Raw genomic sequence first — 17,862 nt, forward strand, 5'->3', positions numbered from 1 at the left:
CTTTCTTTTCGGGTATCGGCATCCCAGAATTTGTTATAAACTATATATTGAAGCCAAATCTACTCTACTTGCGAAAGGGAACTTCCGATGATGCGGATCACACACTGGATCTCCTCCAGTCTGAGGGCCAAACTGCTGGCTTTGTTTATTGTGCTGTCCACGATACCGCTGATCGCTGTCGGCCTCATTTCTTACCAGAAATCCTATACTTCCATTTCCAGTCACAGCAAGGCTTCAAGTATGCTTCAGGCTGACATGCTGGGAACGAATATCGATAATCTGTTCAAAGATACCGAGCGGCTGCTGGAGCTCAGCAATAACCCCCAGGTCATCCATTTTCTTTTCTCACAATCTGAAACCTATCAAGAGGCCAAGGCAATTCTGCAGACCTTCACACTCTACCGGGACACCTACAAATATGAGGATGTACTCAATATCAGCCTGATTAATCTGTACGGCAAGGGGATCAGCGAGCGGAGGGGCATTTTTCAATCCAATATTAATCCGCTGCGCAATCCGCATTTCCAGACACTGTCCCAGAACCCCGAGCTCATTCTCCGGATTCCTCCGCCCCTGATTTCCGGTTATGACCGGGTTGATGGCTTCACCTATAGGGATCAGGGCGTCATATCGATCATGACAGCCGTCAAGCAGCGGATCACGCATGAGGTGATCGGATTCATCATTGTGGATCTGAACGATTCCTTCATCAAGGAATTCTGCGACAAGATGACGATTGGTACAACAGGGTTCTTCTACCTGCTCGATCAGCAGAACAACCCCATCTATGTGCCGCCTGTTCAAGAAGCGGCTGTGGCCCTGGTTCAAGAAACGGGATTACCTGCCGGGCAAATAAGCGGGAGCGGGAGCTTTGTGCTTCAGACCGCCGGCCCGCCCTGGTTCATTGTCCATACCTCCTCCCTATCGACGGGCTGGAAGATTATCGGCATGGCCCCGCTGCAGGAGATCGTTGCCGAAGCCAACCGGATCAGGCAGCTGATTATAGTCAGCGTAGGCTTAAGCATCATTTTCGCGATAACGCTTAATTATTTGCTTACGCGGCGGCTGACCAGACCCATCCAGCTGCTGCAGCACAAGATGCGCCTGACGGCAAGCGGCTACCTGGAAGCCAAGGTCAAACCGGACGGCAATGATGAAATTGCCGATCTGGGACAAAGCTTCAACATTATGGTCGAGCAGATCAAAGCGCTGCTGGAGCAGAGCATCCGCAAGCAGCAGCAACTGCAAAAGGCGGAGCTGCGGACGCTACAGGCGCAGATCAATCCACATTTTTTATACAATACACTGGATTCCATTGTATGGATGGCTGAAGCGGGGAATAACGATGGGGTCATCCGGATCGTGAAAGCGCTATCCGGGTTCTTCCGGCTTAGCCTGAATAAAGGGCGTGACTGGGTACTGATCCGCTCTGAGCTTGCCCATGCCCAGAGCTACCTGATCATCCAGCAGATGCGTTACCGTGACATTCTGGAGTTCAAGATTGAAGTTGCGGAGGAGCTGCAGGAATATCCGATTCTGAATATGACGCTGCAGCCATTGATAGAGAACGCCCTCTATCACGGGATCAAAAATAAAAGAGGCAAAGGGCTGATCAGCATTAGCGGACATACAGACGCGAACTCCATCATGCTCACCGTAGCCGACAATGGAATTGGCATTCCCGGAGAACGGCTGGCGCAGCTCAGAGAATCTTTCGAGCATCCCATTCAATCGGAGGATCCGGACACCGCTCAGAACGGATTCGGTCTGCAGAATGTACATCAGCGGCTGCAGCTGTATTTCGGAGACGAGTATGGAATCCGCTTGGACAGTTCAGAAGGTTATGGCACACAAATTACCGTTCGCATACCCAAGAACAGGGGGACCCGAAGATGAAAAAGGTTATGCTGGTGGATGATGAGATCCTGATCCGTGAAAGTATACGGGAATCCGTAGATTGGGAGAAAGAAGGCTTTATCTTTTGCGGTGACGCCCCCGACGGTGAGCTTGCACTTCCGGTCATCGAAGAACAGCTCCCCGACATTCTCATTACCGACATCAAAATGCCTTTTATGAACGGGCTGGAGCTGAGCTCTGTCGTCCGGCAAAAGTTCCCAAAAATCAAAATCATTATTCTAAGCGGTCATGATGACTTCCAATACGCCAGGGCGGCGCTACGGCTTGGGGTTGAGGATTATTGTCTGAAGCCGTTCAGCTCTGCGGATCTGCTGCAGCTGCTCCATAGTGTCAGCTCCAGGATTGATGAAGAATTGCGGATGAAACAAAAACAAGCCTATACCCCCGAGAATCTGTTCGCCGATCTGTGCGGAGGACTGATCAGTACCGCTGCCGCCATCGAATCGGCGGAACAGCTAGAGCTGATGATTATGGCCCCTTACTATGCAACTGCCATATTTACGTTAAATCCATTGGATAGCGATGCAGGAACGGGTTCCCCAGGTGCGCCGCAGGATGCCGAAGAGTTGCTCGCAGGCCTGCTGAAGGAGCTGGCAGAAGGCTTCATTTATAAGCGCAGCCGCACTGAAACTGTCCTGATCTATAAAGGCAGTAATCCGGCCCAGATGAGCATTGCCCTGGAAGAGATCTGCGGGATTCTGAAGCAGAAGCTGAGAGCGGCTTGCGGCCTGGAGCTATCCGTCAGTCTGGGTGATGTCCGGGAACGGCTGCAGGGCATTCATCTCTCCTATCTGGAGGCCGAGGATGACCGGATGTTCAAGAAGATGTCCAGACTGAATTCAGCAGCGTTGCTTGATGCATATTTCGATCCATCCGCCAGCGGTATCCTGCTCGACCGGAACCGGCTGATCCAGTTTCTGAAGCTGGGTGACCACAAACAGGTTCCCGCATTTCTGCTGGAGCTCTCTGCGGAGCTCCAGCAGATGAATTGGCAATCCGTGTACGCCTATTACCTGATGAACGACATCACCCTGGAGCTGGTGCAGACGGCTAAGAAATGTTTTCGCGCGGCTCCAAATCCTGAGGAGCTCATTAAGGAATTCCAGACACAGCTGAAGCATATTTCCAATACAGATGAAGGTCTGCATTATTTGAACCGGCTATTGGAGCGGCTATGGGAATGGAGATCCGAGGGGGCAGATAAATATCGTGAGCTGATTGACAAAGTTAAGCATTATATCCGTGTGCATTATGACAAAGAACAGCTCTCCCTTAACGACATCTCCAGTCAGGTCAGGGTCAGTCCCAGCCATCTGAGCAAAACCTTCAGCCAGGCGACCGGACAGACGATCACTGAATTCCTGACGGCCACACGCATGGATAAAGCCAAAGAGCTGCTGAAGTCAACGGGACATAAAACGTTTGAGATTGCGTTTAGTGTAGGCTACAACGATCAGCATTACTTCTCCAATCTGTTCAAGAAAGTAACGGGGATGACGCCTATGGAATATCGCAAGCACGGAAATTCCGGGGATCAGCTTCAGCCCAGCCGTAAAGGAGCGGGTAATTAGTGACTTCTTCCAGAATGCGGATCCGGTATGTCTTTATCCTGCTGCTGGCAGCAGGCTTCATCCTTGGCGGCTGCTCCCGTTCCTCCGGAGCCACTAATATTCCTTCGGAGGAAGCCCTGGACTCTTCATCAAGTCGGAGCGGGGAGCTGCCGCTGACTTTCGGTATTATCTATCCCATGGTGAATGCCACCTACGAAATGATAACGGAGAAAGCAGAAGCTGTGGCAAAAAAGCATAATGTAGAGCTGCTGGTTCAAGCGCCTGACGAAGCCAATCTGGAGCAGCAGATCCGGATTATGGAGATGATGATCAAGCGGGGCGTAGACGGAATCGCCATCGCCCCGGCGGATTCCCTGGCGCTTACCAGCGTAATTAACAAAGCGGTAGCCCGGGGGATTCCCGTGGTTTGTTTTGAGTCGGATTCGCCTGCCAGCAGCAGAGAAGCCTTCATCGGGGCTGATAATAGAGCAACCGGCGCTACTATTGGACAGACTGTGGAACGCCTGCTTGGCGGAAAAGGGATGATTCTGGTCGAGTCTGGAATGTCCCGCATGCGGGGCACTCAAGAACGGCTGCGCGGATTGCAGGATTATTTGGCGGAGCATACCGAGATAGATGTACTGGAAATCCGTCATAATGACGGCAGTGAGGACAACGCAGCGTTGCAGCTGGAGCAAATGATCTCGGCCCATCCCCATTTCAGCGCTCTGGTCAGTCTGGATTTCGTATCCAGCTCAAGCTCTGTCCTGGTCTGGAAAGCCAAAGGCCTGACGCGCTATAATATCGCTCTGGGCCTCACGCCTTCGTTGAAGCAGTCGATGGACAACGGGCAGATTACGCGGGTGATCTCACAGAATGAGCAGAATTGGGGAGAGGATATCATCAACACTCTGCTGCTAAGGGCCAAAGGCATAGCTGTAGCCAAATGGATCAATACGGAAATTACAATCATTGGTGAACAGCCTTAGCCCTCCAAAAAGCGGAGGGCCCGGGGTTCCATATTGACACTGCATCACCCTACTGGGCAGATACATTGATACTGTCTACATTCGGTCCTTCCGTACCGGTAGTCACCACTTTTACCGTATTGGTCCCGGCATTCATGGCTGCCTGAACCGTCTTCTCTGCCCAGGTTGACCAGCTCCCCGTTGCTGCAAAGGCGGTATTGCTGATGACCTTGGTGCCATTCACATATACATCCAGATTTCTTGTACCTGTCTCCAGCGCATAGCGGAATTTCACATTCTTGGTCCCTGCAACCGCACAGTACACGCTGTTCCATTGAATTGCGGCATCGGTTGCGGCATTAAAATTGACGTAGCCGCTGCCGGTGTAGCCTGCATTGATCGTTTCTGCTGCAGCAGCCGTCAATGCTGTGTCTGTCTCGGCCTCATAGGTGGTGCCCGTTCCGGTGCCACTTCCGCTGCCAAGTGCAGCTACAAAGGTTGTCACACTTTGGGCTGGAAGCTGGGCCGTGAAGGAACCGTTCGACACATTAATGGATGTCCCGGCGGCTACCTTACGGCTGGCATCTGTGATCCAGGCGGATACGCTCGCTGCCGTGCCATTCTGCAGGACAAAGCTCTGGCTTGCAGCCGAAGTGCCTTTGTTAATGGCCACAATGACCACCTTGTTATCCCCTTTGTAGGCCGAGGTGTAGATGTTTGTATTGGGATTTTTGGTGGCGTCTACCCTTACATATCCGGGCCGGATGAATTTGGAGAATTGTGCCATGCTGTCTCCGCGCTTGCTGATCGTGCCATCCTCATTCATCGGACCGTATTGACGGCGGATGTACCACCACACATAGGCCTGGAAATCCGCCTCTGTCATCGCGTTGTGCATATGATAGGCTACTTCCAGTGCTTCCGGCCAAAGATTGGCCGAGTTATTATTGCTGTTGGGGTAGTAGACTTCTGTCATCCACAGCTCTTTCCCTGTCCCCTTCTGTTTGAAAAGAGGATACGCAAAGTTGTTAAACGAAGTTCCATACGTATGCGCGCCTAGAATATCCATATTGGCAAGCGCCTGTGAATCATTAAGAATAGGGTCGGACATATTCTTCAGGTAAGAGAATGACTCAGGAGCTATAACCCTGCAGTTGATAGATCCGGAATTATTTTTCATAAAAGTAAGCATTTCTGCGGGAGTCCACCAGGTCCAGGTATGGGCATAATCCGGTTCATTCTGAACCGAAATCGCATACAGCTCCACTCCGTTATTCTTCATGTACGTAACGAAATCGTTCAGATGCTGGGCATAGGCTGCGTACTTGTCGTATCTGAGGCGTTTGGCCGATGTATCGCCATCGTGGTTGAAGGTCTCTGTCATATCGCTTGGGGGATTCCAGGGTGAAGCAAAAACAAGGGCTCCCTTAGCAATAGCTGCCTTCGCCGTATCTAATTCCTTGTACCAGTTATTCTTATTGTCATCCACATAGATTCTCAGAATAGAGAATCCCAGCTGGTTCGCACCATTGCCGAAGGCCGTTTCTCTTTGCGCTGCGGTCAGATCGCCTATCCAGGCAGGGAGGTTGATGCCTCCGAAGCCGCGGATCACCTGTTTCTCGGCTGACAAATTCACGTTCACATCGCTTGCTGCTGAAGCCTTGGGAGGTGCGGGTACCATCATAACAGACAGCACAGTTACACAGGCCAATAAGGTGCACAGTGATTTTTTTACCCTTGAAATCATTAATTCCATCTCCTCTTCGTGTAATCTCGGCCAAACCTTGTTCTTATCACCTCCAGTCCGGTCGAAGCGCAGCTGTACCACTCGTATGCTTGTCCAATTTTCTCACAATACTTGCAAACGCTTCCTTTAACTGTATTATATAAATTATTCGCTGTATAATCCTTGCATATTAACGATAATATATTGCGCGAATGCCTATTGTTACATTAAATTACATTAAAGGGAATGTTAGCTATGGATCGGGACATACACTATATTTTCACCCCTATTCAGGAAGAATTGCTGTGCTTTCATAAAACAACAGATACCGAGCTCATTAACCCGGCCTTGCCTTATCACCGCCATGATGCTTACGAAATCTATTTATTTCTGAGAGGCAATGCTTATATGTATCTGGAGCAGTCCTGCTACAAACTGGTCCCCGGCGATTTAATCATTATCAGCCCCGGCGAAATGCACCGTTGTATCTGTATTGACAATCAAATGTATGAACGGATAGGGCTGAATATCAAGAAGTCAGCTTTGGAGAGACTTTCAAGCGGCCGCTCTAATCTGTTAGCCTGCTTTGAATCCCATCCCTTGGGACAGAACAATCTTACCCGGCTCTCGCGGGAGCAGACGGTGTTGTACTGCCGCCTTGCAGACCAATTGATTACTTGCCTGGGCTCGGAGGCATACGGACAGGATCTGCTGGCAGAGTCCTATGCAACCCGCCTGCTTGTGTTCATCAACACCTTGTATCAGTCATCTACCTGCTCATCGAACAATCTTATGCCGGCGCTGGTTAGCCATACGATGACCTACATCAAGGAGCATCTGGCCGAAGCTATCTCCTCTGAGCAGCTGGAGCAGGAGTTTCATTACAGCAGCAAATATATAAGCCGGCTGTTCAGGGAGCATACCGGACTTACGGTACGCTCTTACATTATCGATCAGCGCATATCACTTGCCAAAAGCCACCTGTCTGCCGGCAACTCAGTCGCCGAAGCTTGTGAGCTTTCGGGCTTCAGCGATTATGCCAACTTCATCCGCAGTTTCACCAAGATTACCGGAATCTCGCCTGGAAGATACGCCAAAAAAAACGCAAGCCTCCAGGAGTAGAAGGCTTGCGTTGCTCTATTATAAGACATGGAATTATTCAGAATTTATCAATCTTGTACCAGAACAGCGGCAGCGGGAACCAGCCTGTAGGCGCATCCACTGCCATGCAACGGCTGTGTTGTGACAGCAGAAGCGTCTGAGCCTGCAGCCTGTCAAGGACCACAGCTCCCGGCCGGGCAGACCGCTCAACGCTCACGCCCTCTTCGTCCACCCGCGCCGTCACCGGCTGTCCGTCCATCACTGCGGAGAATTCCCCCGGGACCAGACCTGTAGTCTTGAGCTTCAGCGTCAGATAAGCCTTCAGGACATTGGCGAAATCCAGAATATGATACATATCTGAGTTCTCGGTCACAAAGTCTTCGGCAATACCGCCAAGAGCCTTATTCAGCGGAATCTCATATTCCGGCGCGTACATCGTTATTCGCCCTGCTCTGCTATAGGCCATGTATGCCTTAAGCGTCCGCAGAATGTCGTCCGCCTTCTCCAGCGCGAATTCAGCTATATCATCGCCCGCTTCGTTGACAACCAGATAGCCGATCAGCTTACCCTGATCCAGAACGCCAAGTGCCTTTTGACAGAGGGTGCTGAAAATCAGCGGCAATTGCTCTAAGTTACGTTCAACATAAGCAAGGCGCGAGATGTTCAGGTTATGCGCAAATTCTGCTCCTCCTTCAATCTCAAACAGCGGACTGAAGGATATACCGGTGTCATCCACCTCTCTTAAGCCATGGCGCACATTGGCTTCTGCCACAGTATACTTGAACTTGACACCGCCAAGCGTGAAGCCGAAATACTCATATCTCTGCCGCTGCCCATATAATACAACCATATCGCATGTACCCCGCAGCTCTTCAATCCACAGATTCATAAGCGCTTTCATATGCCCTTCACCGCGCGCACGCGGATGGACCGATACGGTCCCCAGATAGCCGGTCCGCAACGTATCCTCACCTACCCGTAGAGACTCGGGGAACACAGCCACCAGTGCGCGCAGCCTGCCCTGCTCATCCTCAGCAACCTTATGCATGGCCGAAGAATCTACACTTTTGTCATAAGCCTTGGGCATCAGGATTTCAAAATCAAAGCGGAATGCCAGGTTGGCCAAATCTATGTATTCCTCGCGCTCATGCGGAGCTGCCGTTCTGTATTTAACCATTTGCCCCATCCACCCTTTCCCTTCCACTTTACACTCTCTCGCTATATAGATAAACATAAAGCAGCGGAGGTAACGCGTTTTAACGGAACAACACACATTTCCCCGACTCCCTGAAGTATTTGATCAGCCGCTCAATCGGCTCGCGCCCGCACTTCAGCTGCTCTCCAAGACAATTGATACACAGGAAATCCTGGGCATTGCGCGTGACCAGCTTCAGGTAAATCGCCACATCATCCGTCATCAGGGGAACACCGCATTGTCTGCATGTTCTATTCATGTTCACGCCCTTCTCTTCTCTACACCAATTTAGCCCGCACAATCAGACAATCATGGGCTGCAACGACCGGAGCATATCTTTCTCTGAATACGCCAAGCTCTTTATGCTCCCAGCAGTCATACAGGGACAGCGATTTGCCGGAGGCATACGGGATTCCGAAATCCCAGAATTGCAGCGACATCTCTCTCTGTCCATCACTCAGGTTGAAGAAGCCGATCGCAAGGTCTCCGTCCGACAATACCTTGACCAGCATGAATACATCATCTGCATGGAACCACTGGGGTTCCGGCTTGATGCGGTAAGCCCCGCGGCTCTCCACATCCTGGTTGATCGCAATCAGGTCCGGGTTCAGCAGAATATTCCTGGTGGCCTCATTAGCTTTGCGGATATCGCTGCCGATCATCAGCGGAGAACCCAGCAGGCTCCATAGTGAGAAGTGGGTCTTGTACTCCACATCCGTGCAGCCGCCGATTTGACTGCCGATGAAGTCACTGTTGCTGCCCCCGTACATGCCGACTACCAGCATATCCAGATCGTTATGGCAATAGGCGCCGGTGTAGGCGGCTTTATCCAACTGCGACAAAGCCAGGGTCTTGATGGATTCCCAGCTGTCCTGGATATCTCCGGTAGAACGGTACATATGCGCGCCGGATTCACGAATCCACTGATAGACGTTATCCTCGCCCCAGTTGCACGCGGAGAACAGAATGTCTCTTCCGCAGTTTTTAAGCGCCAAGCTCATCCGCTTGTACAGCAGCTCTCCCGACATATGTCTGGGCTTGAAGCAATAGTCATACTTAAGAAAATCCACGCCCCATTCGGCCAGGGATTCCGCATCCTGGAATTCATGCTCGAAGCTCCCCGGATACCCGGCGCAGGTATGTGTGCCTACACAAGAGTACATGCCGAACTTCAGTCCCTTGGAATGAATATAATCTGCAAGCGCCTTCATTCCGCTCGGGAATTTGACCGGATCGGCGACCAGCTTACCATCCTTGTCCCGTTCTTTCAGGCTCCAGCAGTCGTCGATGACAATGTAATCATATCCCGCATCCTTGTAGCCGTCTGCCACCAGAGTATCGGCGGCTTCCCGGATCAGTTGCTCGTTAATATCCCAAGTGAAGGTGTTCCATGAATTCCAGCCCATCGGAGGCGTCAAGCCGAGCTGTTGTTGTTTGTCCATAATTCGTATTCATCCTTTCGCATCATTCCAAATGTAGGTTCCAGAGAAAATGCTGTATTCTTTATGTATTTAATCACACACGAACCTTGTAATCTATAGCTTGACGTTGCTTTCATATCGACGAATGTTGCTTTTATTAAACGTGGAAATCAACGGATTGCAGAACAGGCTGACATGGAACGTAAGTGGAAATTGTACAACTAATTATATGATTTAACGCTACTGTCCGGCAGCAAGTGGAAAAACAGCACTTAATTATCCTGTTTATGCCATAAACCAGGATATCGGATTTATTAGTTGTACTTTTTCCACCTAATGATCTTAGATCGAATCATTCGAGAAAATTAAGTGTCCTTTTTCCACTTCTTTTGCGGAGAGGACATGCTCATGATCCCATCCGGATTTCACCTCATAATAGATCAATAAGTGGTGAGGATCGGTCATTGTTAGTAGGTAGATGATAATTTATTATAGATTTCATATATGAAAGCGTTATCAATATAGAAGGGTTAGGGGAAACAATAGGGGAAACAACGAACAGCGCACTCCTCGGGGCCGTTGAAATTGCTTTTGAAAAAGGGGGATGACAGGCAGACTTAGACTTCCAGGAATAGCAGTCCTGGAAAGCTTCAACGAGGCAATTATACAAAGAGAATACGAAGAGGAGTGAAACGATGCGCAGCCAGAGCATTAGAAGCAATTCTTTCCGGAAATTCCTTTACATTTCGCCCTTTATGGTTTTACTTGCTGTCTTTGCGTATTACCCGCTCTACGGATGGGTATATGCCTTCTTTGACTATACCCCGCCCATTCCGTTGTCCCAATCGCCGTTTGTCGGCTTGAAGTGGTTCCACTCTCTGGTTGAGAATCAGGTGAAGGTCGACCAGTTGCTCCAGGTCATCAAGAACACCTTCGGCATTAGCGGTCTGGGCATTCTCTTCTCCTGGCTCCCGATGATCTTCGCCATCTTCCTGACCGAGATCAAGGCTGTGCGGTTCCGCAAATTCATTCAGACCGTAACCACGCTGCCGAACTTTATCAGCTGGGTCCTCGTCTACTCCCTGGCCTTCTCCATGTTCTCCAGTGAAGGTATGGTCAACGGCTTCCTCCACATGACGGGGCTGTCCGATTCTCCGGTCCTTTTCCTTCAGAACTCGGATCATGTCTGGCTTACCATGTGGTTCTGGGCTACCTGGAAGACACTCGGCTGGTCAGCGATCCTGTATATCGCCGCCATCATGGGTATTGACGAGTCGCTGTATGAAGCGGCTTATGTGGATGGTGCAACCCGGATGCAGGTGATCCGGCATGTCGTATTGCCAAGCATGATGCCGACCTACTTCGTGCTGCTGATGCTCCAGATTGCAAGCTTCCTGAACAATGGACTGGAGCAATATTTTGTCTTCCAAAATGCGTTTAACAAGGACACTATACAGGTTCTCGATTTATATGTGTATAACCTCGCCATGGGCGGCGGCAGTTATTCCGTCTCCGTTGCCATCAGTATGCTGAAGAGCCTGATTAGTGTGGTGCTTCTCTTTTCGGTAAACGGACTGTCCAAATTGTTGAGAGGAGAGGGCATCGTATGAGTGACAGCCAGACGGGTCTTACGCCAAACAGCCGGGATATAGACATCTCCAAAACGGTCAAAATGCAGGTCAGCGCCACCGACAAAATCATTTCCACCGTCATCTATATCCTGTTCTCCCTCTTCGCCTTCATCTGTGTCTATCCGTTCTATTCGATCATTATCAATACCATCAGCGCGAACGATCTCAGTGCCAAGGGTGAGATTATCTTCTGGCCTAAGGGGATTCATTTCCAGAACTATGTCGATGTATTCAAAATACCGGGCCTCGGCAATGCCTTTGTCATTTCGCTGGCCAGAACGGTAATAGGTACCCTTCTCACTGTCGGCGCTTCTGCCTTCCTGGGATTCATGTTCGCGCAGGAGGATATGTGGGGCAAGAAATTCTGGTACCGCTTCACCATCATTACGATGTTCTTCAATGCCGGGATCATCCCGTGGTATCTGACCATGAGAACCCTGCATCTGACCGACAATTTCCTGGCGTATATTCTTCCGTCCGTGGTAGCTCCATTCTTCATTATCCTGGTCAAAACCTTTGTGGAAGCAACGCCCAAGGAGCTGCAGCAAGCGGCCAGCATTGACGGTGCCGGGATCTTCACGATTTTCTACAAAATCATTCTGCCGATCAGCAAGCCGATCCTTGCAACCGTTGCCATCTTCTCGGCAGTCAACCAATGGAACTCCTTCCAGGACACGCTGCTGCTGGTGACGGACAGCAAATTGTACAGCTTGCAGTTCATTCTGTATAACTACATCAATCAGGCAAGCTCCTTGTCCACTATGGTCAATCTGCAGAATGCCGGATCAACGGCGATGGCAACGCTGGCGACCAAGCAGACCTCTACCTCCATCCGCATGACGGTTACCATTATCGTAGTCGCACCTATTCTGCTGGTCTATCCGATCTTCCAGAGATTTTTTGTCAAAGGAATTATAATTGGTGCAGTCAAAGGTTAGTGCGCTTGCGCCATTATGATACATTAATCATTCGGGGGGGCTACACATGAGAACACACATTAAGCTGGGAAGAAAGTCCGCGCTGTTACTCGGGACGACCATTCTTCTGGTAACAACGGTACTAAGCGGTTGTAGTGGAAATTCCAACAATGCAGGACCTGCTGCCGGGACGGCCGAACCAGGGACACCTGCCCAGTCATCCGATTCGGGTACAGGCATTGATCACAGCAAACCTTTGACCCTTACGGTATTTAACAATGCGGCTAACTACCAGGGCGAGCAGACCGGGTGGTACGGTAAACTGCTGAAAGACAAGTTCAATATCACGCTGAACATTCTGGCTCCGCAGGTGGCCGGCGATCAGCTGTACAAGACCCGATCGGCATCCGGAGACCTCGGGGACCTTCTGATTATTGAGAACAGCCAGCTCGAGGAATTGATTCCGGCGGGGATGATTATGGATCTTACGGACTTGATCAAGAATACAGAGCATCTGTCCAAATATGTAGACAATCACTTCAAGCCGTTCAATGTTGCCTTCGAGAAGCAGAATCCGGACGGTAAAATCTATGCCCTGCCGGCCTTCACCGCCGATACTTCGCCAACCACCTTCTCGGAAGAGCTGCCATACTCCAGCCCGATTCTGCCTTGGGACTATTACAAGGGAATCGGCGCGCCGAAGCTGAATAATCTGAACGATCTGATGACCGCCCTGAAGGACATGCAGGCCAAATATCCGAAGACTCCGGATGGCAAGCCTATTGTTCCGATCACGCTGTGGAAGGACTGGGACGGCGGAAGCATGGAGAATGTCCGCTGGCTCAGCAACTGGTATGGCTACGAACAGCCGAACGGGACTACAACCATTCAACTGAATGCCAAAGGCGATATCGTTCCGATCGTAGACGACAACAGTATGTACAAGAAGATTCTGCAATTCTACTATAACGCTAACAAGATGGGCCTTGTCGACCCGGACTCTCCTTCCCAGGACTGGAACAAGGTGTCCGAAAAGCTGACCAACAAACAGGTTCTTCTCCTGTGGTACTCCTGGCAGAGAGGCTTCTACAACACGATTGAAAGAGGCAATCAGGGCGACGGCAACGTTGCGGTTCCGATTGCGGACACCCACTTGATCCAGAACAGTGATGCTTACTTCGGGAACGGAAGAGTCTTTGCCATCGGCTCCAAAGCGAAAGAACCGGAACGAATCATGGAACTGATGGACTGGATGTCTTCCCCTGAAGGTCTGCGCTATTACACCAACGGCTTCGAAGGCTTCAACTATGAAAAGACGCCTGACGGCAAATTCAAGCTGACCGAGGTAGGCCAAACGGCATTCCAGGAGAATACCCCTGTACCTGATGAGTACGGCGGCGGCGGTTATCAGGACGGCCAGAGTAAGGTGAACTCGATGATTATGAGTGATTTCGTAGTCGACCCGGAAACCAAGGAGTTCTACAACAGCACCTATTGGGCTTCCACCATTGAAGCCAACAAAACAGCGCTGACTACAGACTGGCAGAAAACCTATGACGCGATCACTCCGACCGAATACTATCAGAAGAACAATATGATCGATATTGTACCTAACATCAATACAAGTCTCGGCTCCGATTCTTCAGACGTCAAGAACAAACGCAGCCAGATTTCGGATTATGTGAAGAACACCTCCTGGAAAATGATCTTCGCCAAGGATCAGGGCGAATTCGATCAGCTCTGGACGAAGCTCAAGAGCGATGTCGAAGGTCTCGGCTGGAATGATGTCTTTGCTGTCGACAAAGAAAGAGCAGACAAAATTGTTAAAATGCGTGCCGATGCGATTGCGAATAAATAAGCGTTGACCGGCAAGGCCAGGTATAAAAGAAAAGGCAGCCCCGGAGCCATGTACATGGCTTGGGGCTGCCTTTATCGCGCTTAATTGAGTATATATAAGCTAACTTCTCCAGCCTACTGCCGCCCAATTCCGGCCAATTGAGCCCCTCGTCGGCCAACCCGCCTGCTCCTATCCAACCAATCGCCCTCGTCAGCAAACAAGTGGAAAAACGTATCTTAATTAAGCGGATTCCGGCGTTTGCAGGCAAGCAAGTGGAAAAAGAGCATCTAATTTTGCTGTATTCTCCATTTTAGGTGAATTGCAATGAATTAAGTGCAGTGCAGTCTTGTGCGATCGGTGGACGAAAGGTGAGTGATTAGAGGCTGATTAGTTGGCGTTCGTCGGACGTTGGGTGTTTTTTTAGTGGGCGATTGATGGGCAAACGGTGGATAATCAATGCTTAATCAGTACTCAATCAGTACTCAATCAGTACTCAATCAGCACTTAATCAATGCCCGATCAGTACTCAATCAGTACTCGGTCAGCGCTTGGGTCAACGCTTGTTCAACGGACAATCAGTGTACGTCCGGCAGGACGTTTCGCCGCTACAATAGCAGCACTTCCAGCGGCATACGAGGTGCCCATTCCGAACGCCCCTAACCATTTAAAAAATAAGCTGCGAGAACTGATACAAGCCGTTCTTCCAGACCGGCCAATCATGATCACCCTGTTCTTCAACCCAGATATGCGGCACCGCATGCTCCGCGAAATAGGCATGCGTCCGGTCGCTGACATACTTGAGGCTGTCCCGATCGCCGCAGGATAACCAGAGCAGGCTAAGCGCTGTGGACGTCTGCTGCGGATCGTGTACCAGCAGCTCAGGCTCCTTCGTGTTGGGAGCCGGGGAGAACGCCCCGATCCAGGCAAACCGGTCCAGATGGCTCAGACCCATGTTGAGCGATTGCCCACCTCCCATGGATAATCCGGCCAGGGCACGGTGCATCCGGTCCGTCAGGACTGAATAATTCGCTTCTATATAAGGAATAAGATCGTTCAGCAAATCCGATTCAAATGTCGCAAAGGCCTGCACCTTGTCGGGGGCGAAAATATCGCCTTCCGCCCGGTCATTCAGCATCGCCCGGCCGTTCGGCAGCACAACGATCATGGGCTTCAGCAGCTGATCGGCATACAGATTGTCCAGGATGATCTGCGGTTTGCCGTGGGTATACCATTCGTCCTCATCTCCGCCAATGCCGTGGAGCAGATACAAGACGCTGTATTTCTCTGCACTGGAATATCCGGGCGGTGTATACACCCGGGCCTTCCGCGTGTTGCCTACTGTTGCTGAAGGGTATTCTATCGTGCGGATTTCTCCCCGCGCGATCCCTTCCCGCTCCTGATCATACCCTGGCTTTTGTGTTAAATACTTCGGATTATTCCCGTTCAATGTCTCTCATCCCTCTCCTTGAATTTATGTATATCCCATACTTAGTTTATTTAATAAACCAAGTGTGGGAGCCTTGCCCGTTACTCCGCGTTACAGCACAATCTTCACCGGACTATCATCTAGCAATTCAAATGGTCCAGGCGTGATATTTTGATCCGGGCGCTGTTTGCCAAAAAAGTCGTGGTCAAAACGGTAAGCGGAGCCATCCGGTTCCTCATAGTTCATCTCCGCGTGATAGCTTCTGCCGAGCAGCTCAGTCGTAACTACCGCTGGAGCTGCAGCATGCATCATTTCAGGGCTTTTAATATACACCTGCACCTTGTTTACAGCTGGATCGATTTCGATCTCAACACCGTTGTGAACATAGGCCCTTGCATCCGGCTCATGAGAACTGGGGACCGCGCCTTTCAAATACACATTGCCCTGTATCGCGACAGGAAGTGCCATCCTATCAGGCTGGAACGGCTTTCCAGCTTCTTCCATCGCCGCAATTTCTTCCTTGGTGTATTCCCACCACCGCTTGTGCATGGAGTCCGGGTAATCGTTGTACCCGCCAAGCCCCACAGGATGAAGATAACAGCGGGAGTTATCCGGGATACCGTCCATTACCCGGGTACCGCTATCATCCAGATTTTCTCTTGGAGTGAGTGGGAGATGCTCGAAAAAAGTCATCGGCAGCGGCTCGTTGCGCGGATCGTCATCACCTATAAATAGGTTGTTATAATACTTGTCGTCGCCACCCGTGATATTACTGAACCCGGCAACAGCTGTCTCATGAGGCATATGGTAGGGTGTATAACGGGTAAGCTCGGAACGCACCACAAACCTGCCGGCAAACAGATTATGAACAAACGCACCGCCTTGAGCCATATTGCGAAAGTTCATCGGAGACAGGAACAGGTTGTGATCCACCATATAAGGGCCGTGACAGACCTCCACAAAGAGATCCTCGGACAAATTGTCGTAAAAGGTGTTTCGGCTGATACGGGTGCCCTGCGCCTGCCAATCCAGCCAAAGCGCCCGGTAACAGCTGTAAATGACATTCCCGCAAATCTGGGTATCCAGTGAAGCATGGAGTTTGATGCCTCCGACTTCTGCGCCGTGGAAAATACGTTTATGATGGATATTGTAAATGCGGTTCTGATAGATTTGGCTAAAAGCACCTCCTAGATGCCCTACGATTCCAGCCTGTTCACAGTCATGAATCACGTTGTTGCGGACAATATGGCTTCCAATCCGGTCCTTGTGCCAGTCCTTGCGCAAAGCACGGAAAATAACCTCCTGCTCCCGTTGCGTTCCGCCCTTGATCCGGTTCTCCGACCATTCGTTATGCCCGGTGGTGATTTCTTTGCCGAGGCTGATGCCTGTACATTTGGACTCGCTGATCAGATTATCCTCAATAATCCAGCCCTTGCTCCAATGGGGGCCAATGAGCCCTTCCTGCAAAGCTGTTGGCGGAGCCCACTGGGGTGAGGCCTGCCGGAGTGTGAAGCCCCTGACAGTTATGTAGCTGCGGCCGGTCTTCTCCGGCCAGAAGCAATAAGGGCGCACATTGATTTCCACATTCTCTTTGCGCGGGTCCCTGCCGCCGAAGTTCGCCCATATTGTGGTGGCCGTGGAGCTTACTTCCGCATACCACTGCAGCAGAGAGTCCTCCGCATATTTGGCCTGAGGCCAAACCTGGGGATTGCGCAGCTTGTCAACGCCATCACATTCATATAGAGACTTGCCGTCAAGGTATACCTCTCCCAAATGCGGCTGGAACGCGCCTTCAAACAGCCAGTCCCCGTGCAATTTAACCTTATAGGGGTTGCGGACAACAAACAGGGTGTTCGGTACCTCCGTACTCCAGACGCCGTCCCCTTCATCCGTCCAATCGGCCACAGGCTCAGCACCGGTGATAACCACTTCCCCATCCCCGGCAGACTGATATACAATCCGCTGTTCCTCTGTACCTCCATTGGCCGGGCTGACCCATTCCCTGTATATCCCCGCATGTACTGTAATCGTATCTCCCGGCACCGCAAGAGCCGCAGCACGGGAAACGGAGCAGAATGGCTGTTCCGCCGTACCCGGCGCCTGATCGCTCCCTTGAATGGCAACATGATATTCCATAATCAATTCCTCCTCTTCCTTGCAAGTCTTCTGCATA

The 17,862-nt window shown here is 50.8% G+C and carries 13 protein-coding genes; 7 read left to right on the forward strand and 6 right to left on the reverse strand.

The annotated features are described in order from the left end of the window. Window positions 1-87 precede the first annotated feature (87 nt). From NYE33_RS27595 to NYE33_RS27605, 3 genes are read left to right on the forward strand one after another with little or no spacing between them, the layout of a single operon-like run. Window positions 88-1,896, forward strand: coding sequence for a cache domain-containing sensor histidine kinase (locus NYE33_RS27595; protein ID WP_231575344.1), 1,809 nt, complete (start codon window positions 88-90; stop codon window positions 1,894-1,896). Beyond that, window positions 1,893-3,488 (forward strand): response regulator transcription factor, encoded by a 1,596-nt coding sequence (locus NYE33_RS27600; RefSeq protein ID WP_341068412.1) that lies wholly within the window; start codon window positions 1,893-1,895, stop codon window positions 3,486-3,488. The genes NYE33_RS27595 and NYE33_RS27600 overlap by 4 nt, the downstream gene beginning before the upstream one ends. Next, window positions 3,488-4,456 (forward strand): sugar ABC transporter substrate-binding protein, encoded by a 969-nt coding sequence (locus NYE33_RS27605; RefSeq protein ID WP_341068414.1) that lies wholly within the window; start codon window positions 3,488-3,490, stop codon window positions 4,454-4,456. The genes NYE33_RS27600 and NYE33_RS27605 overlap by 1 nt, the downstream gene beginning before the upstream one ends. 49 nt (window positions 4,457-4,505) lie before the next feature. On the opposite strand, the gene NYE33_RS27610 is transcribed toward NYE33_RS27605, so the two are convergent. Beyond that, entirely contained in the window at window positions 4,506-6,182 is a 1,677-nt protein-coding gene (locus NYE33_RS27610; protein WP_341068416.1) for a carbohydrate-binding protein, read from the reverse strand. A 234-nt stretch (window positions 6,183-6,416) separates the two neighbouring features. Between NYE33_RS27610 and NYE33_RS27615 the strand changes: the two genes are divergently transcribed. After that, entirely contained in the window at window positions 6,417-7,283 is an 867-nt protein-coding gene (locus NYE33_RS27615; protein WP_076246807.1) for an AraC family transcriptional regulator, read from the forward strand. A gap of 37 nt (window positions 7,284-7,320) precedes the next feature. Here the strand turns inward: NYE33_RS27615 and NYE33_RS27620 are convergent, their stop codons facing one another. The 3 genes from NYE33_RS27620 to NYE33_RS27630 form a co-directional block, all read right to left on the reverse strand. Then, the gene (locus tag NYE33_RS27620; RefSeq protein ID WP_341068419.1) at window positions 7,321-8,439 is read right to left on the reverse strand and encodes a GNAT family N-acetyltransferase; all 1,119 of its coding nucleotides are present in this window, start codon (window positions 8,437-8,439) and stop codon (window positions 7,321-7,323) included. Between the two features lie 79 nt (window positions 8,440-8,518). After that, the gene (locus tag NYE33_RS27625; RefSeq protein WP_341068422.1) at window positions 8,519-8,716 is read right to left on the reverse strand and encodes a hypothetical protein; all 198 of its coding nucleotides are present in this window, start codon (window positions 8,714-8,716) and stop codon (window positions 8,519-8,521) included. Window positions 8,717-8,735: 19 nt separating this feature from the next. Next, window positions 8,736-9,899: a glycoside hydrolase family 27 protein gene (locus tag NYE33_RS27630; protein WP_042135929.1), complete on the reverse strand. Its 1,164-nt coding sequence runs from the start codon at window positions 9,897-9,899 to the stop codon at window positions 8,736-8,738. A 734-nt stretch (window positions 9,900-10,633) separates the two neighbouring features. Here NYE33_RS27630 and NYE33_RS27635 point away from each other — a divergent pair. From NYE33_RS27635 to NYE33_RS27645, 3 genes are read left to right on the forward strand one after another with little or no spacing between them, the layout of a single operon-like run. Further along, the gene (locus NYE33_RS27635) at window positions 10,634-11,488 is read left to right on the forward strand and encodes an ABC transporter permease subunit (protein WP_341068427.1); all 855 of its coding nucleotides are present in this window, start codon (window positions 10,634-10,636) and stop codon (window positions 11,486-11,488) included. Beyond that, a complete protein-coding gene (locus tag NYE33_RS27640; RefSeq protein ID WP_144026091.1) occupies window positions 11,485-12,447 on the forward strand; it encodes a carbohydrate ABC transporter permease in 963 nt (320 codons plus the stop codon). Before NYE33_RS27635 ends, NYE33_RS27640 begins: the two co-directional genes overlap by 4 nt. A gap of 46 nt (window positions 12,448-12,493) precedes the next feature. Further along, window positions 12,494-14,284, forward strand: a complete 1,791-nt coding sequence (locus NYE33_RS27645) for a hypothetical protein (RefSeq protein ID WP_341068429.1) — start codon at window positions 12,494-12,496, stop codon at window positions 14,282-14,284. Window positions 14,285-14,927: 643 nt separating this feature from the next. Here the strand turns inward: NYE33_RS27645 and NYE33_RS27650 are convergent. Further along, window positions 14,928-15,710: an alpha/beta hydrolase gene (locus NYE33_RS27650; protein WP_341068431.1), complete on the reverse strand. Its 783-nt coding sequence runs from the start codon at window positions 15,708-15,710 to the stop codon at window positions 14,928-14,930. Between the two features lie 90 nt (window positions 15,711-15,800). Then, on the reverse strand, window positions 15,801-17,825 hold the full coding sequence (locus NYE33_RS27655) for a right-handed parallel beta-helix repeat-containing protein (RefSeq protein WP_341068433.1): 2,025 nt from the start codon (window positions 17,823-17,825) through the stop codon (window positions 15,801-15,803). Window positions 17,826-17,862 lie beyond the last annotated feature (37 nt).

The sequence above is a fragment of the Paenibacillus sp. FSL R10-2199 genome (genome assembly GCF_038000235.1).
GTDB classification, from domain to species: domain Bacteria; phylum Bacillota; class Bacilli; order Paenibacillales; family Paenibacillaceae; genus Paenibacillus_AQ; species Paenibacillus_AQ phytohabitans.